The 26,513-nt window shown below is 62.4% G+C and carries 1 protein-coding gene (cut by a window edge); it reads right to left on the bottom strand.

The features are described 5' to 3' along the window. Positions 1-26,481, bottom strand: partial view of an LPXTG cell wall anchor domain-containing protein gene (locus QZ307_RS00175; RefSeq protein ID WP_295994132.1) — the 5' portion only. 1,569 nt of this gene lie to the left of the window's left edge; 26,481 of the gene's 28,050 nt are visible here — the first part of the coding sequence; the start codon lies at positions 26,479-26,481; its stop codon lies off the left edge, out of view. Positions 26,482-26,513 lie beyond the last annotated feature (32 nt).

The following is a 26,513-nucleotide window of genomic DNA, read 5'->3' as shown; positions in this document are numbered from 1 at the left end:
TTGGGCTACGCGCTTGCCCGCGCCGTCGCCGAAGGAGGCGTCGAACATCCAACGCGGCGCAGCCGCGGGAGCCAACTCCTCAGCGTCATTGGCTTCATCGCCCTCGCTGGTCTCATCGTCTGGGGCCTCCGGCGTCGAGGCATCGCCATCGGACGCCGACGCATCTTCCTCACCTGGTTCGTTCTCTCCAGGCACCTCGGACTCGTCCGCGCTCAGCACCTGTATATCACCAGTGTCGTCAGCACCCTCGGCGCCTTCTCCGCCCTCTTCGGCCGGTTCGTCTTCCTCGGCGGGGGCAGCGTACCAGTAGCGGGTCAGCTCAACAGTAACGTTGGCGATGCCGGGCTCGTCAGTCTGCCGCACGCCGTCGTAGTCATCACGCCACACGTTGCCCTCGATCATCAGCGGCGTGAAGCCACCGTTCATGGCCAGCTGCGAGGAGGCGCTGGACACGTCGAATCCGCGCACTTTATGCTCATCGGAGCTGCCGGCCACGATGGGATTGGCCAGCACCAAGCGACCGTCCACCGCGCGGCTGCCATCCGTGACGGCTACATTGTCGGCACGCCACTGGATGGGGTACCACTGGTCGTCGTAGCCCAATCGCTCATCGGCATCCTGGGGTGCCACAGCCTTAGAAGAGAGCGCCTCGTCGCCGCCCTGCTCCCGTTCGCTCACCCGCTGGTAGTCCACGCCATGGCCATCGCTGTTGTCGTTTTGCACTTCGACGGTATAGCCCATGAGGAAGGGCTTGACGGCCAGATCTTCCTGTGCATCCGGATAACGCTCGGCGATAACATCGGGGTCGAGCTTCAAGTACGAAAGCTGGTTGGTGAACGAATAGCGACCCGAGGCATCCGTGAAGGTCTCCTCGGTGTCTTCGAGGCGCACCCACGTGGTGTTGTCGACATCCAGATACCACTTGATCAGCTTCACCCGTTTGTCGACCAGCGGCTCCTCGCCGGCGTCGCGCACGCCGTCATGATCGAGATCCGACCACAGCACGCCGGCAATCTCGGCGCGGTTGGGGTTCTCCACCATGCCGTCGTTGTTGGCGCGATCGGCAGATTTCGCCAGGTCGTAGGGGTAGTCCATCAATGCCGGCGCAGCAAGGGCGCTGGCCAGCAGCCCATCGAACGCCGCCACGGACGCCATGCCGTCCTGGTTGGGATTGTTAGCCGGGGCGGCTCCTACCACGTTATCGGGCAGCGAACCGCTATCGCGGCGATCAAGCAGCACGTCGTACTCACGGCGCTGGGGATCCATCAGGTAGGCGTCCGAATAGCGCAGGTCGGAATCAACCGTGAAGTCAGAGCCCTGGCGGTACTTGCCAATAAGGTAGGTGTAGCGCAAATCGGGATCGACGGTAACGCGCACGCGATAGGCGAACACCGTCACCGAGCCATCGGCTTCCACCTGCTGGGTAGGCAGGTCCGCGAAACAATAGCGGCCGTTCGCATCCGTGAACGTGCTGTGCCCGGCTCGGTCGGAGCCGATGCCCTTCTGGGGATGATCGTCATAGGCGCCCCAGGCGTCGACGGTGTCCGCAGCCGTCGAGGCAACCTCGGCGACGGCCGCGGGTTCGCCCTCGCTGTCGCTGCCGTCTTCACCGTTGCCGCCCTCAGCGCCAGCACCGGCCTCAGCGCCATCGCCAGGATTGCCCGTCTCACCGCCGTTGCCATCGCCCGTATCGGCACCATTGCCTGAGCCGTCAGCCTCGCCGCTGTGGCCGTTGTCCGGATCCGAACCTTCGCCAGATTCGCCAGCATCGCCGGTGTCTCCCCCGGTCTCGGTATCTCCACCGCCCACGGGGTTGTATACCAGATAATCGGGGTCGTTTTCCCAGTCGGGATACCACGCCGGGTCGCGCTGCCAGCCGTCACCGTCGCCGTCGCTGTTCAGCGGGTCGGGAATGTAGCGCTCCAGCGTCACGCGAATGCCGCCGACGCCAGCCTCGTTGGCGCTGTGCATGCCGTCATTGTCCGGATCTTCCCACAGATAGCCCTCGATATCGGCCACAGGACGCTTGAGCTGGCCTGCGTCGCCACCGCGCACCCACAGTGCCCCGTCGCGTTCTTCGGCGTCGTCACGCACCCGCAACCAGTCAAAAGCCGTAGGCAGCGCCGAAGGTGCGTCGAGGCCACCGAGGGTCATCTGGGAATACTGCCCCGCACGGGCCAACGGCACCGTGGCCGCCAGAATCACCTGGCCCTCATGGGCGCGCTTTACCGTCGTCGCCCCTACGATCTCGCGATCGACCAGAGCAAGGCTTTCCGTATCTAGCACGTCGGAGTCGATGGCCAAGCTTGCCACGGTACCCTCATGGGGCCGCGTAGCGAGCCACGGCTCCCCTACTGGGTCGCCGGTAGTCGGATCGACGTCTTGATGCAGCGACACCAGGCGCACGCGGTAAGCGGCCAGGTACTGCACCCCGTCGTCCGTGGTGTAGGCCGTAGGCAGATCGCCGAAGGCGTAGCGGCCTTCGTCATCGGTAAGCACCATGAGCTCGCCCGGCAGCAGGCCGGCGCTATCGGGAGTCGCTGCTGCTGGATCAGTTCCAGCCGGCGCCGGCGTTCCCACCGTGGCCCCCGGGGCAACCCCCGTCGTGCGTTTGTCGACGCCGAAGTCGACGTTGCGGAACCAGTGGCTCCCTCCATCCTCGAGATTCGTACGGGAGGCGTCATAGTACCACTGGGTGAGCACGACGCGCTCGCCCGCAAGACCCGGCTCGCTGGCCGCCCAAGCTCCCGCGGCATCCTTGGCCTGCAAGCCGTCTGCGTTGGCGTCATTCCACACGCGACCGGAAATGCCCGCCGTGGGCACTTTCACCATACCGGCATCCCACTGGTCGTAGCGCTGAGCATTCAGCAAATCGAAGCGATAGCTTCCGCCATTCGGCACGTTGACCGTCACCACATTGGCCGGATCGGATTTACCGACCATCTCAAGGCCGGCCATCACGATCATCGAGTCGAAGAACACGCCGTTGGCCAGATCGATACCTGCATGGGATCCGCTCTCATTGAAGTAGTACACCGGCTCCAGTCCGCGCGCCTCGGGGTTGAGCTGGGCGCTATCGACACCCATCAGGGGCAGCGTGCAGATATCGGAATCAAGGAGATCGTCCGAGGCGCCCGTCACGGTACGCGCGTTGTCGCGCAAGGTGAAGCTCCACATATCCGGCAGCGATGCCACATCTTCCGCATCGATGCGCAGACGATAGCCGGCCAAGTAGCGATCCTTCATGTCGTCGGGCTTGCCCGGGGTGTCGTCAAGCGGATCCACCACATAGGTGGCCAGGCCCTTGAACACGTAGACACCCGCGTTGTTGGTCACTTCAGTGGGGAACTCGCGGTTCGTCAGCGACCAGCCACCACGGCCGGCTCCGTTCGCGTTCGGATTCCACCAATACTGCTCGGCGGTCAGCTTCACGCCCGCAATGCCACGGTCGCTGATCTCTGCCTGGTGGCCGTCGTAATCCTCGTCCTCCCAGATCTTATTGCCCAAAAAGCCCTTCGTTCCATCGACGAAGCCAAGGGCCAGCTTGCGGTACACCTCGTATCCGCGCCATTCCTCTCCCTGCTCGTACACGGCATGACCCTGGGCATTAACGGGTACCTGAGCCTGGAAGGGATGGGTATCGTACTCCGTATCGCCATTGGGCATCGCAGTGATGATAAGGTCGTTGTCGAATAGCGTCTGGCTCTCATCAGGCCAGAGCAGCGGGTTCTGTGTGAAAATATAAGGCGTCGGCTTGATGAAGCGCGAGGTGACGCTGTCGGTGCAGCGCACTACGTAGGAACGACCGGGCTTCAACATGAACGAGAAAAGACCATCCGCCTCGGTCAGAATTTCCGCGGGCTCCCCGTTGGCGTCGAGGGCCACCGCTTCTTGCACAACGCCGGTTTTTTCGTCGTACTCATGCACCGTTACCCACATGCCGCCGATGCGCTGCTCCATGAATGTCGCCTCGGGGTCCGCCGCACTCGAACTCTCCTGATGATCCATGTAGCCGTCGATATAACTCAAATCGATTTCCTGGCCCTCGGCGAAGGTGCAGTCCGGCTGGGCCTCGGCCAGACGGTCATCGCGGAACACCGTGCCCTCGTACACCACAGGACGGGCGATACCCACATCGTAGCTCATGGCCTTGGCATCATAGACACGGTGGGCTCCATCAGGGTTCATGTAGCGATCATAGGCCAGATCCTTGAAAGAATCCTGCTCGTAGGCCACTTCGTCGATGGTGATCGGATTCTCCGTGGTCACCACCAGGCGCGCTTCGTTCTCGGGCGTGGCGGGATCATCGGGGATGCGCTCCACCCGCACCGGGTTATCGCGATCGGGTCCGATCATCTTCGTGGTCACCGAATAGGCCGAGTACTCCGCCGGGAAGGTATAGCGCAGCTTGTAGCTGTGAACGCCCTCGCTGTCCTCGGGCTTGGGATTGATGTCGGACAGCACCCAGTAGCCCCGGTTGCCGTAGTAGTCGCTCTCGGAGGTGTAGGAGATCGGAGCGCCGCCCTCGGCTACCACCCAGCCGCCGATATCATTGAGAACGCGATTCTCGCCGCGGGCATCGTAGAGCGTCCAGCGGTACTCGCCGGATTCGGGGTTCATGTCCCACTTCGCCACCTGGCCCTCGCGGTTGACCGGCTGCTCGTACTCGTTCAGCAGCTCCACCTTGACGCCGTTCACGCCGGGATCTTCCACCTCGCCGTCATAGTCCAGGTCGATAAGGCCGCTCTTGGTGGCCACGGTGGCGCCGTCGGCGTTCTTGAAGTTGCCCAGCCAATTGCCTTGGGCGTCGAAGGTCTTGTCGGTGGACAGGAGGAAGCGGCCGTTGTCGCCGCGATGGTAGGTCGTATCGCGACCCAGATCGTCCGTGGTCGTTCCCGTCACCTCGGCATTGGTGTCGTCCTGCAGCTCGTTCCAATTCGCATCGATCCAGATGTAGTCGCCAATATAGCCGCGCGTGGCCGGAGCGTCGATGTAGGCGCCGGCCTGCTTGTCCTCGAGCACCTTGGCCGTCGTGTCGCCAACCGTGCCGGAACGGATGTTAATACGCTGAACGAAGCTGTTCCACTGGGTCACCTCGGCCAGGCGCTCGGCCAGCCCAGGATTGGCCTCGGCGTTCATATCGAAGTCGGCCACGCCGTTGGTGCTGCCCAGGTACTTGGGCAGGTTCAGCGGGGCATGCATCTCGTAGTCCAGCTGGAAGAAGCCGGCCGTGGGCAGGAACAGGGTCTCCTTCGTGATCTGCGCCCACACGGCACGCACGGCCTTGCGCAGCTTCTCCTCTTGCTCGGGATGACGCTGGCAGTAGGCCTTGATCTCCTCCAGCTTCACGAAATGCGCCTCCCGCAGCTTCTTCTCGGCATCTTCGCTGATAAGCGTATTGCGCTCGTTGAAGTAGATGCGCCGGTTGTTCTCACTGCCCAGGCTCCAAATTTGCGGCAGGGCATCCTCTTGGAGCGGCACCATGACATCGGCCGCAGCATCGAAGTCGAAGGGACCGAGCCACATTTGGTACTCGTCGGACGTCAGCTCATGAGAGCCGATACCATCAGAGCTCATAGGCGCGTTCACCGACATCTTCAGCGAGTCGAAGTCTTTCAGCCAGCCGTTCCACGTGGACAGGCGCGGAACGCTGTTCGCGCCGGTGTTGTTGAAAATCATGGTGTCGTCGGCGTAGGGCATGACGTCGAAGAGCACCGTATGCACGTAGCTGGGCGACAGCGTGGTAGAGCCGCCGCGGTTGATAGCGCGCATCGTGTAGGAGTAATCGCCGCCCTCGGGCACAGCCGCCGGGCCGTTCACCTTCTTCGTGTAGTTCGAAGAGCGCGAGGAAGAAGAGCTCTTCGACTGGTCGTGGGTCTCAACCGAGGCGAAGCCCACGGCCGGCAGCTCCACCTGGATCAGCATCTCGGCGTTGACGTTGTCGAGGTTCCAGTCGCGCGAATCGTAGATGTAATTGGTGGAGGTGGTGTCTTGGTTGTCGGGGATATAGGGGTCGTAGTTGCCGTCCTTGTAGGCATAGCCGCTCGACTTCAGGTAGTCGAAGCCCAGCGTGGCGTTGGCATCGGGCTTCACGGGAATCATGATCTCCACCACAATGGCCTGGCCCGGCGTGAGCGCCGCAGCGCCCACCGAACCGTCGTCCTGGGTTTCTCCGGTGAAGTGCCAGCTCAAATACTTGCGCTCCACGGTACTTACCACGTCGCCGCGCTTGTCGGCCGCCAGCAGGCTGCCCGGGCCCTCCGGGTCCGTGGCCGCGCGCACCTGGGGATCGGTCAGCGTCAACGGATGGACACGCGTCGGATCGCTCGGATCCAAGTCGTAGATGTCGTCCTCGCTCGTGGCCACCGTCACGGTCATGGTCGTGCCGTCCGGCAAGGTGATCTCCTTCTCCTCGGTGCGCTTTGCCGTACCGAAGGCGGCGTTCTGCTTCTCGATATGGTAGGTCCACAGCGGCGTGACGGCATCCAAATTCTCAGCGGGGTTCTTCACCACCACCACTTGCTCGTCGGCACCGGTGAAGGGATTGCGCTGAGTCACCACCTCGGTCTCGGGCCGTGTGCGATAGGCCGAGTTCAGCGGACAGGTCGCACTGCCGTCGCCATCCGTTTGCACCACCTCACGATAGGGCACATAGGACAGCGATCCGTCGGTGAGCATGCTGGCGGCACCGAAATTCTCCAGAATGGGAAGCATCAGCGACATATCCGGATTCGTGCAGGTATCGGGCTCGCGATCGGTCAAACCGAGCGTCGCCATCTGCTCTTCGTCCAAATTCGTCAGCGTCAACTTGAGTCGCATCATCTTGGACGCCTGGGTGTTGATCTCGGGCGTGCCCGACTCCCAATGGTAGCCGGCATTGCCGCTGCCGCTAAAGTACGACTGCTCCAAGTCCAGCCGCAGCGTCGGCTTCTCGTTTACGCGGTAGAAGCCCACACGCTGACGCTCTACCTCCAGGTACTTCGTGTCGTCGTAGCGCAGCACACCAGACAGGAAGTGGTTCACGTGGACCGCCGGCGTCTCGGCCGAACTGTCATCCGAATCGCTCGCTGCCAGCGCAACGAAGGGCGAGCTGTTGATAGGCTTGCGCACATCGATGCTGATCAGGCAATGAACTCCGGCGGCGTTCTTCGTAAGCGACTCGGGCATGGGGGTCTGCCCCACCGTGGAGTAGGAACCCGACGGCGTGCGCTCGTAGTCCAGGCCGTCCTGGGTCTTGCGCGGCTCCCAGCCCGTGCTCAAGCGACCGGGGTCGAGCTCGTCGGCCTCTTGGCTGCCCGCCGTGGCCGCCTTGGTGATGGCCGAGGAATCATCGTCGGGCATGGCGTCAACTTTCAGGCGCAGTCCGTGGGGCACCGCCTCCTCGTAGCTGCGGAAGGTGTCGAGCTCCTCGCCCAAGGTGGCGTTCTCACTCTCCACGCTGCCCGCACCGCCGTGGCCGTCGCGCGGCGACACAGCCTTCACCACCCAGCGAATCTGGCGAATGTCCTGGGCCGCGCCACCGGTCAGCGAGCTCACGTCGATGGGATGCGATGCGTTGTCCGGATCCGTGGCGTCGAAGATGCCCACTAGTTTCCAAGCGCTGTTCGGATCGCGCAGGGCATTGCCACTGTAGATTTGATCGGCGCTGTTGGCGTCGCCGCTTATCTGATGGCCGTCCTGATCGAAGACGATATCGTCCTCGCCGTAGAAGTAGTCGCGGTCGGCATCGGTGCCCGGCAGGGCATAGTTCTCGTTGTCGCTGCCCGCCGGATCGTTGCCGTTCTGCTCGTAGTACACGCTGTTTGCGCTGTTGCGGTCGAGCGAGGCCGTGCGCACCCACACGTACAGGCGCAGGTTGTCGGCCCGCTCGGCCAGCTCGTTGGCGGGCGTGCCGTCGGCGTTGTACTCGGCCCCCGGCACCTCCCACACGCCGGGCATGATCGTCTGCACGTTCTGCTTCAGAATGCGGTACACCGGCGAGGTGAGCGAGCGGAAGGGAGCGTCGGTGGTCATGGAGAACTGCGTGGCGTAATAGGGCAGCTGCCAATCCATGATGAAGCTGTTCACGGCACCGCCCGTGTTCACGGCCTGGGTGATGTAGAACTGGTTGTCGGCGCGCCAGGTGGTATCGTTGGCCACGCTGGTGTTCCAGTCCTTATCGAGCACCAGATCGCGCGGCGAGGCCGTGTCCCCGCGCACAGACGAGCTGGGGCACCAGATGCGGAAGATGCCCGACTCGGCCTTCAGGTAAATGTCATCGAGCGCGCCGTCATGGTCGTAATCAGCCTCGGGCACCGTCTCGGCGGTATCGTCGCGCACGTACTCCTCATGGTCGGTGTCTTTCTTCTGGGCGGGAATGCGATAGGTCGAGGGGCTCTGCGCGGCGAAACCGTAGGGCATGAACTCCACGCCGTCGATGCCCGACTGCGCCAGTTGCGCCGGCTTGCTGGCCTTGGCGCCGGTGGCGCTCGTGTGCGTCCATCCCTTGCCCGAGCGATCGTCGTCGAGCCACATCAGGCGGCTGTCATGGGTGGTGACGCGCGCCGTCGAGGACTCGCTCAGCACCGTGTTGATGGCGTTGACCTTGTCCCAGTAGGTCAAAGTCCGCGGCGAGTGGTCCGCGGCATAGGCCTCGTCGAAGAGGTTATCGATACGGGCGCGCACCTTCAGGGTAAGCGATTCGCCAATACCCAGATAGCCATCGGGGCGCACGCCAGCCCAGTACGCCTCTAGCAGCGTATCGTAGGTAGCGAACTCCTCGTCGGTAGCGTCATCGGGCGGAGCGATCTCGAACACGAGCGTCTCGGTCTCGCGCTCCTTGACCTTGGTGGCGCCGAACACCGGATCGGCAAGGTCGAGCGGGTCATCACTGTCGGGCTTGGCGAACTCGCGGTTATCGTAGGTGGCCGTACCGTAGTCCGGTTGCTTGGTAATGTCGATCGTCCAACCCCGCTCCAACAGCTGCCGCGGAGTCAACTGCTCCACCACGGGCGCAGAGGCGCCGCGCGGCGTATGGGTCCATTCCACAACGAAGGGCGGGTTGTCGTCATCGTAGAACGTTCCCGCAGCCATGATATTCTGCAGGGCCGCCACGTCGGCGTCCTTGTTGGTGAACGCCATCATGGCCTCGTTGGTGAAGTACGTCGTCTCCTTGGGAAGGGTGAGGGCGTACACGTACTTGGCGTGGAACACTGGCGAGCCGTCGAATCGGTCGCCGCTCTGGGAGGGCAGGTTCGACAGCTTGGCGGCGTACCAAAGCGACTCACCGTACTGCCACGGGTCGTTCTTGTCGTTCTTGGTGGTGCCGGCCCGGTCGAGCACCTGGCCTGCCACAGCCCCGCCGTCCATAGTGTCGACGCCGGTGCCATAGCCGCTGTCGGGCTGCACCTTGTAGGTGATATCCAGGTTGGGCGTGCCCCAGCGGCGCAGCTTCAGGCCCGCCATAACGCCGCCGTCCTTGGTCGAGGCTGCGGTGCCCGTCATGCGGTTAATGAAGCCGTAGGTCGTCTTCACCTCGTCATTGCCGTTCAGGCGTGCCGTCGATGCCGCAGAGAGCGCGTAGCCCAAAGAAGAGGTGAGCGTGCCGATTTGCGGACGGAACCAGTAGTCCTCCACATGCAGGCGCGCCTCCCCCGCCTCGAGGCAATTTAGCACATCATCAGTCTCGTAGTAGCGCGCGGTCATGCGCACCAACTTGTTCGTGTAGGAGCTCTCAGTGGCCTCGCGGGTGATCACCTTCGTGGCATCGCGGCTGTCGCGCTGGAAGGTGCCGTCGTCAATGGGATCGGCGGGCATAACGCCATAGGTGGCGAACTCCTCGGCCACCACGTAATCGTTGGTGTGATGGCGGTTGTGCGTGGCACAGGCACTCCAGCGGAAGCCCGTTACCACATCCTTGTCATCGACGATCGACCAAATGGGATGCCACCCGCAGCCATCGGCATTGGAGTCACAGTTGCCCGTGCCAGGCAAGCACGTGACACCCGGATAATTGCTATTCGAGGGATTATTGAATTCCGGCTTAACGGTAGTCGGCTCGTTGAGATTCGCTCCCGTTCCTGTTCTATAGTTCTTGTATTGCACCTTGGCCTGGGAAAGGACCTTAGTTCCCGATCCGTTGAGCGTCGCAGCGGTGCTTTTCGCAAGATCGACGCAGGTACAGGGGAAAATGCCCCTATCTTCCAGCTGCTGATCGGTCCAGTTCGTCCTCGCCTTGACGCGAACGTAATCGGTGCAAGCCGTGCACTCGTTATAGTGATCGCAGTAGTAATCGAACTTTCGACCGCCAATAACAATCCATCCCAACAGACTGTTCTGCGAATACTTAACTTCGGCAACCTTCATGGCATCGCGCTGGGCCTGCGTGAAGAAAGAATAGTCGGTCGCGTCATAGAAATTCACCACGTCATGAACTTCCGCATAATGGTTCTGGTCCAACAAGGGCAGCGGCGTCACTACATGGCCCTTCACCATATAGATGGCCTGGCGCGAATCGAGGCGCTTATCCGACACGTCCCCATCGTAGCGGCGCTGGTAGGCGCTACCGACCTCGTAGGGGTTGCCGGCGATGTCGGTGTCAGTCAGGAACTTGAAGTTGGGCACCTGGCTCGACACGTAGGTGCGGATGTTCTCGAAAGAGCGCTGCACCTCGGCGTGGGCGCCGTCGGCCGTGGCCGCCGCCGTCTCGCCGTCGCCCACGGTAATGACGTCGAACTTGAAGACATCCATGTCCGTCGAGCGCAGGGCGTGCTCGGCTGCCGCATCGCCGTTGATGCCTGCAGGCTTGGCGATGAAGCGCACCACGAAGCGGTACTGCTTGGCCCCGGTCACCGGGTCGTCGGTCAGCTCGTAAGTGACCGTCGCGTCGAACAGCGCCGCTGCGTCGGCCTTCGCCATATTGGCCGACGCCCCCACCTTGGAACGACTCGTCGCGTTGGCGTCATGGGCGTTCACCAGGTTCCAGTCGCGCACGACAAAGGGCTGCTCGTAGTCAACCAAGCGCGGATAGGGTCGGTTCGTCTCGCCGTTGACCGGCGCCAAGTTCTCGGGCAGCACCACGGTCACAATGGGCAGAACCAGCGAGCCCATCTGGCCGCCGTCCACGGCGTAGGTGTGCTGGCGGCGCTCGTTCAAGTAGCTGACCTCGGGGTTGTTGCGCTTCACGGTGTCGACGGCTGTGTCGTTCCACCAATAGCGGTTCTCCACGTGCACGTTCAGCTGGCGCACGTCGCCCTCGTTCTGCACATAGTATTCATCGGCATCGGCGCCCACGCCGTCGGCGCCGATCGAGTTCCAGGTGCGGATGAGCGGCTTGCGCATAACGGCCTTGGTGCCCGTTTGGGCATACACTGTCGGAGCTGCTTCGGCTTCCTCGTTCTTGTAGGCCTTCCACCACACCACGGCGCTGTCCTCCTGCGCCGGTGCCAGCAGCGTAGTCGGATTGGTCGCCCGCGACCCCTGAGGAGCCTCGGCTGTGGCCAGGCAGGTGTTGTTCAGCACCATCTTGCCGCCCACGCTCGGAAGATTATAGGAGCCCCACGAGGTGTCGTAGGCACGCTGGCGCGAGGCCGTGATGCCCGACCGTCCCACGAAACGGTAGTCCATATTGCCCATCTGCACGTTGTTCAGGTCGCCGTCGTTCTTATTGGTGTCGGCGGCCGTCGAGGCGCCCTCGTAGTGGTCGAGGTCGAACACTTGGAAGTAGGCGCTCGAGCGGCTCGGGCGCTGGCCCTTGGCCACATCGGATCCCGTAGCATCGCCGTTGTCGTAGGGCCGCAGCAGCACGCGGTCGTACCAGGCCGCTTCGTCGCCATCGGAGGCAGGATTGGCGAAGATGCGCGAGGCAACGCTCACGTTGATCTTGTAGCCGGCGTCACCCGTGTAAATGTCGGGATCCACCGTATTGCGCAATGCCCCTACCTGTGATCCGTCGCTTGTGCGGCCGAACCACTTGCCCAAAGGCTGGCGTACCGTGATCTTCAGCACCCATGGCTGCGAACTGTCCACATAGGCCTGGGTGTGCGTGTCGGCTGCCCCGGTCTTATCCGGATCGCCTTCCGTATTCAGGGCCTCGTAGGTCGACCGGTCGGTGAGGCCCGACACATCGGGCGACGAGGCCTGCTTGAGCGCGAGGCCGTTGCGGTAGTCCGCCGGGTTCTGAGACGCACTGGGCGCATCAAAGCCGGCATAGGCAGAATAGGGGCTCTGCACTACCTCGACGCTGACCAGGCTGTTGTGGATAGGACTGAAACGCTCCTGCACCGTCGGATCGGTGCTGACATTCTGAGGAGCCCCCTGCACAGCCGAAAGCACCTCGGCGCTCACTTTGGGCGTGACGCCGTCAGCCTCGAAAACAGGCTCGGCACCGTAGGGCATGACGTAGGTGAACTCGACGCCGTCCAGGGTGCGGTCGCCGTAATTGACGGCCTGCAGCTTAGCCTGATAGGTTTGATGGTATTCCAGCGCCGCATCGTACTGGCCATAGAACAGACCCTTGTAGCTCGACAAGAGCCCCTGGCCCTCCGGCCAGCTCTCATGGGAGTCCCACAGCTGGTACTTGCGCTGCGCCTCGTAACCCGTCGAAGCATCGTCGGGCACGAACTGGCTCGCGGCGGCAATCCACGCCTTCTGCAGGTGCAGGCGCGACTCGGCCCACAGAAGCGGCGTCTGAGAGCCCCAAATAGTAGCGTTGCCCTCAGCGTTCGTCGTACGCGCGCCCAAGGTGCGCGCCTTGGTAACGAAGGTATAGTAGTCGCGCATGAAGCGGTTTTCCTGGTAGCGGTTCTCCGACTGGTCGTTGGGCGAGATCATCCACACGTCCGCCGGCAGGCTCAGAGCCACCTGGGCCACGCTGCCACTGCCCTGGGGCCGCGGAGTATAGCGCACCGCTTGATGGGTATTGCTCGAGGCAACGTCCTCGTCCATGAAGTACGAACCGCTGTTGCCGTCGGTGCCCTGCAGGCCACGGTCGACCCAACCATACACCGCGTACTTATGCGTGCTGTCCTGGTTGGCCTGCTGATGGCCGCTGCTGTCCTTCCATCCGACGATGTCGTAGCGTTGCGTCGAGGTGGCCGTGCCGGGCAGGTACGTGTAGGAGCCGTCGAACATCTCCCACAGGTCGCACCCGCCGGGCTTGTCGGCGGTAAAGGCCGCGTCGTGATGGAGGTAGTCCATGTCCATCAGCACGTTCTGGTTCTGAATCTTATAGAAGCCCGCGGAATCGGCATCGGTGTAGCCGAAAGACCCCGAGGCGTTCTGGCTCAAGGGGTTCGCGCCGCCCGTCGGCCAGCTGGTGTGGTACTCGCCGATGCGCGGGAAGTACCAGGGCTCCAGGCCCGAGGTGCCGGTGAGGCGTCCGGTGTTCACCTGAACGGGGGTGTACACCTGGGGCAGCCCGTCCAAAGCGGCGGTTACGTCGAAGATAAGCTCGATGGTATCGCCCACCTCGATGCAGGTGTGGCCCACCGCCGTCTTGTCGGCGGGCGCCAGCGGGTCGCGGGCGCCGGGCACCATGGGCACGCCGCCCGTGAGGTCAGTATCGGGAATCCACTCGATGCGGAACAGGGCGAAGCGCGTCGTCGCGCTCGAGGTGCGCGGATCCAAATCCTGGAAGACCCGCGTTGTCGCCGAAGTTCCCAAAGACTGCGCGGCGTTGCCGTAGGTCATCATGCCGCCGAAGTCACCGGCCACCTCGGGCGCATCGGCCTCGTCCACGCGGGTCACCTGCAGGTGCACCTTCTGGTTGGTCGTGCGCTCGGCCAGCACATCGGCGTGGCTCGCATCGGTCCAGCGAATAGCGCCCGGACGGTTGAGCCGCTCCTCCAGGTACTCCGCGGTAATCTCGTTGCCGTCGTCGTCCACGAGATAGTCCAACGGAATGCGCTCGTAGAACACCGGATTGTAGATCTCGCCCTCGATGCGGGTGCAGCCCAAATTGGACTGGGTGCCCCGCGGCACGTTGTACAGAGCGTCTTTGTACCAGATGCGCTCGCCGGGCAGATAGCCCTTCTTCTGGTCGGCATCAGGATCGTAGGTCTGACTGGCCAGCTCCTGGCTCTGGAACGCCTGAGTCTGGAAGCGCACCACCGGCATACGGCGATAGGTGGTGAACTCGGTCTCGGCATAGGAGTCCTGCTTGGTCATGACCAAGCTGTGCTCAGCGGCCTCCTCCAGCTGGAACCAGCCGCCCTCCCCCGTGGCCAGGTTGTTGCAGAAATCGAGGTGCGTGGCTTCCTCGTGGTAGTGCGTGTAGCCCACATCGAGGGAGAACTTGCCGCTCTGCCACGCCTCGGTCGCCTCTTGGAACGAGCCCAGGCGGTTGAACGCCGACAGCTGATCGCGCTGATCCAAATAGCGTCCGACGCCAACCAGGGCCACATCTTCCAACGCATAGGGCGTGGCCTTACCGGCACCGTCCACGGACGCCGATGCGGGCACATCGTAATAGGTCCAGCGCACCTTCGTCACCGTGCGGAAGGGGTTGATGTTCACCAAGTAGCCCGCCTGGATGTTCCCCTGGTGGTCGGCAAGGATCTGTGCCTCGCTCTTCCAACTGCCCACCGTGGGGTCGGAGCCCGTCGCATCGAAGTACTCGATGCGGATGGCGGGACGACGGTTCGGATCGGCGCCCAAGCCATCGGACGTGGCGGTGGCCGGCCCGGCAGCCAGGTTCTTGCTCGCCGGCATGGTGGGCGGATAGCGCAGGTCAACGGCTTTCCCCTGCTCTTGGCGCACGGCGGTGTCGCTGGCGGCAATCTTGGGCGTCTGGGTCAGCTCGAAGCCCTTCTGCAGGTTCTCGTCGTAGAGGTTCACCGTTACCGTGATATTGGCGGTGTGGTAGGTGGGGTTGATAAGGTTCGATACCGTCACCTGAGCCGGGTTGCCGTCCACATTGGCCGGCCCGCTGGGCGAGGACCCCGTGAACTTGATGGCCATCTGCGGATCTTCACGATGGTCGCGGTTAGCCGGCGACGTGGTGCCGTTGGGGTTGGTCACCGTGCCCACCCGCGTGGCGTCGTCGGCATGGTGGTAGTAGGTAAGATCTGAATGCAGGCCCACGCCATATTGCTCGATGCCGGCCACCTTGTAGTTCACCTGATGCTCATGGGCGATGTCATTGCTACCCAAGCCGTCGTCGTCGGTGTACAGGAAGGGGTTGTGCCCGTTTGTGTTCTCGCTGTGCCAGGCGCGGTACTGGGTGAATCCGTGCTTCGGTGCCGACACGGTATAGAACCACGCCCGCGGCTGCACGCCGATATAGTGCTCGGGGGCATCGTTGTGCCAGGCCGTATTGGGCGTGAGCGTGTCATAGGCAGTGTTGGACAGCTCGCTGGTCAGCTGGGTGATGACGCGGATGCGCACGCCCTCCCCCGGCTTCACCACGCGGTCGCGCTCGTCGGTCAGCACCCAGGAGCCGTCAGCAGCCTGCTCGTACAAGGTCTTGCCCACCTGGAACTCGATGACGCGGTTGTCGATGGTGTTTTCCGTAGTCGTCGACGCAAAGAGCGAAGGCGTTACGGCCGTGGCGGCCAGCGAGTAGTCCACCTGGGGCTCGCAGGGACGCTTGTTGGTGTCGTCGGGGCGCATCATGAAAGCCGTCACCGGCAGCGGGTCGTTACCTGGGAAGGATAAGCCGCAGGTGTTGTCATCGACCCAGGTGCCGTTCTGGTTCTTCTTGGCAATCTCCCAACCCACGATGCGCTGGCCCTCGGGCACCTGGAAGCGCGAGGTGATCGACTCCATGGGCAGCTTCGAATCGGCCTGAGCGCCCACGTACAGGTTGTATTCCACATAATCGCCCACGTACAGGCCGCCGTCGGGAATGTTGGTCCACACGGCCCCGGAGTCGCTGTCGTAGGAAACCGGCGAGAACACGTCAGTAGCCGCCTTGTCGTAGGCGAACACCTTGCGCATGGTCTGACCGCTGGCCGTACGTGCAGGCAGCAGGGCGCCGCGGTTGGCCTCGGAGTACAGCTCGCCCATCAAGTGCTTGTGGCTGTAGTAGCCATCGTCGGTGATGCGGAACGACAGCGGCATGTCGGCATGGGGATCCTTCGACTTTAGCTCGGTAGCAATAAGCGTGTCGACCAGATCCACAGACGGGAACTGGGTGCCCTGCTTGCCGAAGGTCGGCGTCGAGGTGTCGTTCCAGTGGCCCGTAGCGGGGTTGTTGCCCGTGGCCGTGGCGGCCGCGAAGTCCTCAGGAGTACGGTCGACGTACACGCCGTCATAGGCGAAGGCGAAGTCGTTGGGATTCGCCTGGGCACTCTCCGCCTGGGTGTCGGTCAGCCAACCCTCGGAGTCCAGCATGCGGTTCACACGACGCTGCAGCGCGTTGGGCGAATCGAACACCAGCGAGAACTCGGACACCCGCGCCCGGGAGAACTCAATGTTCACCAGTCGGTTCGTCGCGCTCACGTAGTCGCGGTAGCCATTGATGGTGTTGGTGACATCGCAGGCCCGATAGGTTTTGAAGTTGAACTGGGCCCCATTGGGCGCCGTGCCGTTGACGGCCGCGCGCAGGAAGGCCTCGATGTCCACCACATAGCAGTGGGGATACTTGGCGCTGGTACCCGGATTGGACACAATGCCCAGGTCGACCACATCTTGCCAGGTTCCCGTGAACGTATAGGGACCGTTGTCGGTATCCACGGTGAAGGAGAACTCGGCCACCTCGAACCAACCGTACTCGTAGCCGGCATTGATGTCGCCCGCCCGGTTCAGCTCAAGGTTCTCGATGAAGCCGCGGGGCACGTACACGTTCTGCAGGCGCATGCCCCATCCGTTGGCGCGCCCGTCGTTGTCGCCGGCTATATCGGCGGTCAGCTTCACATGGCTGATATGGGTGGCACGGCCCGTGGCGTCCTCGGAGCCCTTGTCCTTGGCATTCTGGAAGCGCGCCTCCATAGTGCCGATGTTCGGCGTGACGTTATCAGCGGCGTAATCGTACAGCTCGCTTCCGTCCTGATAGGTGCCTGCGGCGGTGTTGACCCCTTCCTTGGGGCTGAGAATTGTTTTCGCGTCGATGGGCACGGGGAAGGCCGCAATGTAGGCGCGATCCTTGTAGTGGTTGTTGTCGGCATAGCCCGAGGCAGATCCTCGGTCCAAGGCTTGCTCGGTATACACCTTATTCCCCGAGTAGCTGCGGCGCGTCGATGTCCACACGGTGTTGATGGAGTCCTTCTTCATCTGGGTCCAGATGGACTTCTCCGTGGCCTTCCACGTATAGGGACGGCCGTACACCAGCATGTCCAGATCCGAACGGCTCCAGCTGTTGTACTTGGGGATCTTGTCGCCGTTTGAGTAGGTGGCAAAGCCCGTCTCGTCGTTGTAGTCGGCGCTGCCCGGCACGTTCTTCAGCACCACGTCGTAGCTCTCGACGAAGTCGTAGGGACCCAAGTTATTTACCACGTACAGGAAGTCCTGGGACTGGAAGAAGGGTGAGTTGGTGCCTGCGCTCAGCTGGCTTGCAGGGTCGACCGAGGTGCCGTGGTCGAAGCGGATGTGAACGTTCTTCTGCTCGGTCCAGGCCTTCAGGAAGTCCACCTTGGACTTGTCGATCGTCTCCGTTCGGCGCTGCACGAGCCCCGTCGGATCGCCCAGAGCATCCACGGTATAGGAGGCAATATGCAAGTCGATATGGTCAACGTAGCGCAGGATTGAGCGGAACTCCTCATCGGCCTCTCCCACACTGTCGGCCATGGCATCGTCGGCGTCGTTGGGATCGTCTTTCTCCTCGCCCGAATCTCCCCCGCCGTCCTCGCCGCCGCTGTCGCCATCGTCATCGTCGAAGTCATCGGCCGGCTTGTTCTCGGTGTACTTGCCATTGCGGTAGGGCAAGGTCAGACCCGTGGAAAGGAAGCCGTAGTACGTTGCGTTGGACTCGGGGACGCAGGTGGGCAAATCTTCGTGAATGGTAATTTCATCAGCGAAGGACACCTGGCGCCAGTTGCTCTTATAGAAATCGAACATATGGCCCGTGTCCAGGAAGTCCTTGTTGCGCCACAGGCCGGTCCAGTAATCGCTGAGGTAGATCTGGCGCGGATACTCCTTGCTATAGAGCGGCGCCTGGACAAGCTCGAGGCCGAATCCACCGCCATAGCTGGTGTCATTGGAGTTGAACAAGTAGTTCACCGGCGTGGGATAGGGCACCTGCCAACGGTTGAACGACACCTTGTACTGGGTGTCCTTACCGAAGGGCGCCTTCTCCCAGTTGCCACGCACACCCAGGCCCTCGAGCCATTTCGGATAGTCGGGCCACTCCTCCCGCGAATCGAAGCTCGCGTCGGTCAGGGTGGTGGCGCCGTTAATGTTGGACATCGCGGCCACGCGCACGTAGTTGCCCGACTCGTAGACGCGGTAGCCTACCGAGGCGCGCAGATGACGCATCTTCATCGGCACCGAATCAGTGTTGCTATTAAGCTTGTAGTAGTCTTGCCAGGAGAATTTCGACTGGTAGCTGTCGGAGGAGTTATGATCGCGCTCGCGGTCATAACGCACGACGGCCTTATGGGCATGCGTGTTGCTCGAGTTGTGGCTGCCGCCCACGCGCACTTCGGCCTTCACGGTGCTGCTGCCCAAACCAGCATAGACGTCAGAGAGGCCGAAGCCCAAATCGCGGCCGCTCACCGGCACGAAGCGTCCCGTTACTTCAAAGGGATCGGCTTCGATCTCGTCCCACTGGAACCACGAGCCAAAGTCGGGATTCTGAGCCACACCGCCTACCACGCCGGGTTGATTAATGCGCAGCGAGTACACCACGCGGGCCACACGGTCGGCCTTCGCGACCGCGTCGCCAAAGGCCTCGCGATAGGCGTAGGTCTTATCGTTGGAGGCCGTCGCCTGGAAGTAAGGCTGACGCTTGCCCGCAGCGTCCTTGTACAGAAGGTCAAGACGGGTGTAGCGCGTCGCAGATCCCGTCGGTGCGGAGTTGCCGTTATTCGCATGGGCCGCCAAATCCTGCTGGTTGATCGTATAGCTGGACCCGTCCCCGTAAACCACCTGGATCGACTCCACGAACTTCAACGCCTGGGGATGAATCTTGATGAAGTAGGCATCGAAGTCATCGGCGCGAAGCGTCTGCTCCAACACCAGCGTTGCCGCCGTATTGAACGCTTTATTGCTTGTGCTGCCGAAATAGTAATGGGCCGAGGGGCAGGTGGGATTCGCCGCACTGTTCTCGAAGTCGTAGTGGTGCACCTTCTCCTCATCCGCCAGGCGACCCTGACGGAAGTCGACGAGGAACGAGCCCTGGGCCTTATAGCCAATCTGCAGCTCATGGTCTTTATCGTCGGCAAAGGAGTTCGTGGATGCAGAATTCGCTCGGCGCGCCGCCTCGTGGCCCGACTCGTTGCTGCTGGCCCAGCGATCGAAACGCTTGGCCGTGCGGTTGTCGGTATAGGCCGCGCGGGTCACCGTGTCGAACAGCATCTTGGACACCAGCACTGCCGTATCGTCATGCTGCTTCAAATCCCACTGGGCGTCGTAGTCGATGCCGCCCATGTACATGTGGGAGTCGGCCTTCAAAGCCAGGCTGTCGGTGCCGAAGTTGTTGTCCGAGAAGCCGTCGAACACCACGCGCTGCATATCGGCATTGGCCGACTCGCGCTTCATACCCTTCCAATGGTACAGCACACAGCGCGTCAGGTTCTCAATGCCGCTGTCGCGCAGCTGCTGCTCGGTGATGACCAAGTGTCCGGCCGCGTTCAAGTTGTAGCGCGCGTTGTTATGCAGGACGTCCTCGAAGTACTGGGGGCTTCCGTCGGCGTTAAGCACGGGTACCAGGCGCATCTGCGGAGGGCTCACGTAGTTGGGCAGCGCCGTGGCCGCATCGGTGACGCCGTAGAGGCGCACCTCGCCCACGGCTGACACATCGTCGGCCGATTGGTTCGCCCGCACGAACTGATCCATCAGCTCTTTGCGCACCGTCACTTGGTAGGTATGGAAGCCGGTCCACGCAGTGGCCGTGCCGCCGGTTTCCACCGGATAGGTCTCGCGATTCACCGCCAGATCCATAATCACATCGCAGAGTTCCAGCTTCGAGACGCTCTGCTTGTTGTAGATCCGCGTCCACAGCTGGTAGTCGCGGTCGTAGGGCACGGTCAGATGGGTGCGGTCCTTGTCGGAGTTGCCCGTATTGTCCACGCGATATTCGCGCACATCGCCGTACTGCCCATGGGTATCGATGCCTAGATAGGGCTTCACCACGCTGAGGAAGTGCGCGTTGGTGGCGTTGCGAGCAGGCATCCCTGACGGCAGGCCGGTCTGGAGCGCCGTCACGCGCCCCGGCAGATCCCCGTTTTCATCAGCCGTAGTGTACCAGTCCACCAAGCCCGTGAACTTTGCCTGCACGCGCTTGCACACGTACTTCGGCGCGAAGGTACCGTAGTTCACCTTCACCTTCTTCAGGTAGCGCCCCTTGGTGCTAGCGAAGGCGGTCTGGTTATCGAGGTCGAACACGTACTCGTTGCCCACGCGATAGGTAGGCAAGTCGGCCACCGCCACCGTCACATCGGGCGCAGCCCCGGCCGACCCGGTTGCGGGGTCGGCGAAGTAGAACTCGATGGTCTTCAGCGTCGAGGTGTCGGCTGGAGCACCCGTCGTGCCGGCGTACTGGGCCGCAGGCAGCTTGCCCACATCCACCAGCCCCGCATCGAAGCGCACGGTGCGCGTCTTGAAGCCGTGAACGCTCACCGCGCCCATGGAGGCCTTGTTCCCGACGCTCTCCATATCGTACACAATGGCATTCGTATCGGAGCGAGCCTCGGTCTCGTTATAGGCATCGAGGATGTAACCGCTGTTCTCGTCCTTGTGCGCCACGATCACGACATTGTTGCGGGCCGAGCCGTCAGTGGCGTAACTGTTCGGGTCACGGAAGGCGCAGTCGGCGTTCTGATCGTAGTTGAACGCCCCGCGCTCGTTGTAGTAGCCCTCGAACAAGCTGCCCGTGCCGAACCGGAAGCCCTGGATGGGAATGGGCGAGGTGGTAGTGCGCTCGATGCCGTTGCCGTAATCGCCCGAGCACGGGAACAGGTGGGCCGTGGCGTTGATGTAGCGCGTGGGGTTGCTGCGGTAGCCGTGAAGGTCGCCGATGTGGACGCCGCCGTTGTACGAAGCGCCGTTCAGCACCTCCGAGGGCATCGTGCCGATGCCGTGGTGCTCCATCATGCCGTAGACGCGCATGGTGATGACGTTGGCCCCGGCCATGGCGGAGCCGAAGGTGGCAAAGCGCAGGCGCAGCGCCTTCACCACGCCGGATACCCCCGTTGCCGCGGCATCGTCCAAACGCAGGTGCAGCGCACCCGTGCCGTCGATGTACCCGGCCAGATCGGCCATGGCAAGGCGCGTGGCGTACAAGTCGCTGTCGAAGTTCGCCGTGCCGCCCAGCGGCCGCGTGGGCGCCGCGAAGATATCGAGGCCCTCGACGATGCTCGTCCCCTTCAGACGCCACCCGTCGGCCGTGTTGGCAAAGCCGGAAATCACCAGCTCGGTGGGTACAAAGCCCGTGCGCTTGCCAGCGCTGTCGATGGCTGTCTGATCGAGAATGGCATCAAAGTCCAGGCCCTGAGCTGAGTAGGCCGTGTCGTTCTTCACCGTGAAGTCGATCCACGCCCGCTCGTAGTCTTGATCCTCGCCCCAGCGATAGGGAATGCTGTCCATGTAGAAGGTGGAACCGGTGAGGGTTCCCCAGCTGTCCGTTCCCGGAACCGCTTGAGGCGTGTGCACCGTGGTGGCGCCCGTAGCCGGATCCTTCAGCGACCAGCCACTTGTCACCTCCAGCTCGGGCTTGACCGTTTCCACGATCAGCGCCGACGTGTCATTGCGGCTCACGTCGTTGAGGTAGCCGCGGAACACCGTCGAGAACGTCCCCTGCAGCGGAATGCGGCCCGGCAGGGTGCCGCGGCCCACCAGGGCCACGATCGGCTGGCCGGCCATGGCACCACGGGTTATCGTGCTGCTGTTGTTGAGAGTCACGCCGCCGCCGAAGTACGAGAACTCGACCGAAACGCTTACCAGGTACTGATCATTCCAGGCCCCTGGCGTAATGTCGTAGGCCCCGGCGCTGGCATAGGTGTCCAGGTTCAGGGAAGGCGTTGCGTGGCCCTTCGTCAGCTCGAACGTTGACACGGCGCCAGCCGCGTCCTTCGCCTTCACCGTTACCTTCGCCACCGTTGCCGCCGCGTTAAGCGCCTGAGAGAGGTACAGGTGCTTGGTCTCGAAGCCGCGCAGAGTCCCTTGATAGGGGTCGGACGGCAGGGTGCCCGTGCTGAACACACTCGGCTTCATGGCCGACTGGTTTGCGGTACCTAGCTGGAAGATGTAGCCGGAGCCTTCCGCGAACAGCGGAGCGGTTTGCTCGCGGCTGCCCTGCAGGCTATCGCAGGGCAGGTTCGAGGCGGCGCCACCGCCCGCCGTGTTGTCGAAGGCGCGGGCGATGATCGACGGGATGGGCGTCGTGGTCACCAAAGCGGCCCTGTCGGACGCGCTCTCGTCCCGCGTGGCATCACGATAGTAGGTAGAGCAGAACGTGCCCGTCACCCACAGCTCTTTCTCGGGATCGTTGGCAACACCCTGAAGCTCGACGAACGTGCCGGCAGCCGCGTTCGTCGGGGGAACCCATCCGGCGTTCTTCGCACCGGCGAAATCCACATTGCCCTTGAACGACGAGAAGCGAACCTCGACGTTCTTAAGGGTACTCGGCCCCCACACCGAAGCGGGGACCACCACCGCACCGGCAAGCGCCGCCCCCACGTTCACGGAGGAATCGGCGGGAAGGGAGCCGTTAGAGGCGACAATATAAGCTTGAAGCTGCGCACCGTCGAGGGTTACCGAGCTCCCGTCGTGCGCGGTGAGCGTTACCGCCAGCCCCGTAGCGTTGGCCAGCAGCGCCTTCGAGAGCACCACGCGGTTCGTGGTGAACCCTCGATTCGTGCTGTTGGCCGCATCCCACGCCAAAGGAATATCGGAGGTTTTGAAGGAGCCGGGATTCAGCATCGAGGGGGTGCGCGTGACCAAATGGAACACATAGCCCGAATCATCGCGCTCGTTGTTGGCATTGGTCGTGTGGGTGTTCACGTTGGTGGGCTCGCCGAGTGAGTTGCGCGGGTTGGAACTGTACTTGCGCGACGGACTCGAGCCGTAGGCATAGGCGGCCACCCGGGGCTCCGCCGGCCGCACCACCAGCACGGCGTTCTCGTTTACCGACACGTTCGTCTGGCCGTACTTCTGGTAATCGGTGTCGAAGGTGCACTTCATATCCAGTTCGCCGGGACGCGTCGGCGAACCTTGCAAGATGACGCAAGGCTTGCTCTTGCGATGGGTGGCGTTGGTTTCCGAGCGCACATAATAGCCATTGGCGTTGTACACCGGGTAGAACGGCGACGGGTCGATATCAGCACTGAACTGCGACACCTCCACCTGAATACGCGTCAGGTGCTGCGAGCCCCACACGCTCTGCGGCACAATGTAGGCGCCCTCCTGCCCCGCTGCCGCCCCAGGATTGTAGCCGCTTCCCGTGGTGCCAGCCGCCGACACTTTGTAGAGCTGCTCCAACTGGCTTCGCTCGATGGTCAAAGTCGACGGCGTGCCGTCGTCGTCGATGGACTCGATCTTCACGCGCTTTACCGTGGCATTGGAAAGCAGCGCCTTGTTCAGCACCAGGTACTCGGTCTGGAAGCCGCGTCGTTCCGTCACTCCCCCATCCGTGACGCGCGAAACGAAGAGCGGGTTGGTCACCGGACTGTTCTGCTCGATGGTAATGACACCGTCGAGAATCTTCGAGGACGAGCTATTGCCCACGTAGAACGAGTAGCCCGAAAGCCCCTCGGCGTAGTAAACGTCTTTGCGCTGCTGGGGCCATACCTTGGCGCTGCTATCCAGGGCCTGGGTATCGCCCGGGGCGTTCTTCTCGTAGCCGACGGCATCGATGTCGTTGCCAGGATCCCGCGTCTTGATGCGGGCAATGCTGGACGCCTCGGCGCTGACAGGCTGGAACTCCGCGTTCTCATCGGCGCGGAACGTGCCCTTTAGCTCTTTCAGGCCCGGGCTCGTGGCCGTGCCGAACAGAGAGAAACTGGGGCGCCGATTGACCACGGTATCGTCGTAGAAGGAGTAGCGGTACAGCGGATAGTGCTGCGCTGCATATTCATCGTAGCTGCTGAACGGCACGTCATAGGTGAAGTAGGTGTACTTCAGCTCGACCTTGGTCAGATAGAGGTTGCCCCAGGCGCTCTTGGGCACCACCACGGCGCCCACATTGTTGTGACCGCCCTGGTATGAGGGATAGGGATGGGCGCCGGCGTTCGTCACGCGCCAGTTCAGAAGCTGCTGCTTGGTATAGCTAAAGGTGCGGGCTACCGGTGCACCCTCGTTGTCCAGCTCCACGGCCTGCAACGTGAGTACCGTGCCCTGGTCGGGCAGCGTAGCCGCATCCAGAAGCGCTTTCGAGAACTCGATGTGCGAGGTTTCGAAGCCCACCAGCTTGCTGGCACCGAACCCGTCGTCGACAATCTGATAGGCCACATCGTTAGTAGAGAAGGTGCCGCCGTAGATAGGCGCCGGCGTGTCGTTTTCCAGGTAGAAGGCAAAGCCCGACTGCCGCTCGCCGGCATTCACGTTCTGGGTATTGTTCGCAGTCGGCAAGCCCGTAGTGCCCTCGGCCATATTCGTTCGCTTGCTGGCATTGATAAACTCGAAGCCGAAGGCGTGGATCTTCGGATCGGCGAGAGAGCCGAACAGCGTGGCATAGCCCGTAGCGGCCGGCACATTGTCCTCGGGGTCGTCGTAATTCGTTTTGAACTCGAGGCCAACAGGGCAATAGGTAGAGGGCCGCTCCGGCTCGCCCAAGCGGCCGTTGACGCCGTGAATCAGTAAAAACGAGCTGAGCTCGGGATGCTCTGCATCGTAGCCCACGCTGCCGTCGAAGGAGTCGAACTCGATCTCCAGGTAATCGAAAGGAGCCTCGGGCCAGTCGGCATGGGTCGCCCCCCATACCTGCTGGGGAATAACGATGCCGCCCACCAAATCGGCGCTGTACCGGGCTCCCGGCTCTGCCTGGGTTGCCCCGTTGGCACCCACCACATACTGCTGCAGCAGCGAACGCGTCAATACGACCGGGCCGGAGCCGCCGTGCTCCTCGTCCTCATGGACCGAATGGAGCGTCAGCTTGGCTACGTCCATATGTTTGAGAAGCTCGGGCGACAGCACCACATGGGAGGGAATGAAGCCCTCGTGGCCCGCGCGCTTCCAGCCATCGGACGCGAAGAAAGAATCAGTCTCGGGATCGTAATCGCCCGCATGGTGATATTGGCATCCGCAGGGGTCTTGGGCATTGCCCCCGTTGGCCAGCGCATGGTTCTCGGAAAGGCGGCTCGTGGTAAGAACGCCGGGCTCCATCATGGAGGTGCAGTCGTTCGTCAGGGCAAACAGTACGCCGCCGCCGTCCTGATCAAGGGCCACAGCTTTCAAACCGCCCTCTTTGCCCCAGGTCAATCCGTTGTTCAGATAGCTATAGCCGAACGCGTGCACGCCAGGCTCCACAGGACCCTTCGGATCCAGGTCGGCCGTCTTCACCACTTGCGAAGGTGTGGCTCCCCAGTGGCCGCGGTACTTCTCCTCCACATTGATAGGCGGAACCCAGGTGGGAGCACCGGAGATGAGCGTCGCCTTGTTCTGGTAGAAGCCCGCCGGTCCGTCGCTTGAGGGCTTGCGCATGGTGCCCTGAACCACCACCTGCACCGGAACGGAGATGTTCTGCTGCAGCTTGTTGGCGAACAGGATGCGCATGTTCCCCGTAAACCAGGGCTTGCCTGAGGTAATCGCGGTGTTGCGCACCTTGGCCGAGAATCCGTTTTGCTCCAGCACGCTGGTCAGGTCGTCGGCAGTGCCGGCACCGCCCAAGCGCCACACGTCATAGGTTTTGCCGTCCTCGGTAACCGTGCCCTGGTACTGAGGCTTTACGGAATCGGGCATGCGCACCCAGTACTTGCTGTTGCTGGTAATCCAGCTGTCGTAGCGGTTCTGGGAGCAGATCTCAAACTCCAGGTAGTTGTGGTCGGCATCGAACCAGTTGTTCAGGCCTGCGATGCCCGATACGGTGCTGCCGGGCGTGAGCATCGTGTTAGCGGGATTCGTGCCGTTCGCGTTGCGCTCGATACGGAAGTCCACGGCATTGATCTCGTAGTTCTCCGGCAGATCCTCCGAGATATAGGGGCCATAGGACAGACCGTCGTCAATTCCGGAAACGTACACGTTGCCCGTGGTGCTGAACCCGCTCAAGCGATACTGGGACGGATACCCCAGCGGCGCGTTGCCCAAGCTCTTCCAACCCGGATTGTCCTCGTCCCAGGCCTTCTTATCCATGGTCATCGAGGTTTTAACCGCACGGAAGGTGCCGTCGGTATTTTTTCTGTCCAACGTCCACTGAAAGCCCTCCAGGCCCTTTCCTCCGAAGTAGATCGTCGGCAGCGACTGGAAGCTCACGGGGATGTAGCTATTCGCATCGTATTTTTTAA

It is taken from the genome of uncultured Adlercreutzia sp., assembly GCA_910585575.1.
Lineage (GTDB): Bacteria > Actinomycetota > Coriobacteriia > Coriobacteriales > Eggerthellaceae > Adlercreutzia.
The sequence above is the reverse complement of the archived record's forward strand: the minus strand, read 5'-3'. Positions and strand labels throughout refer to the sequence as shown.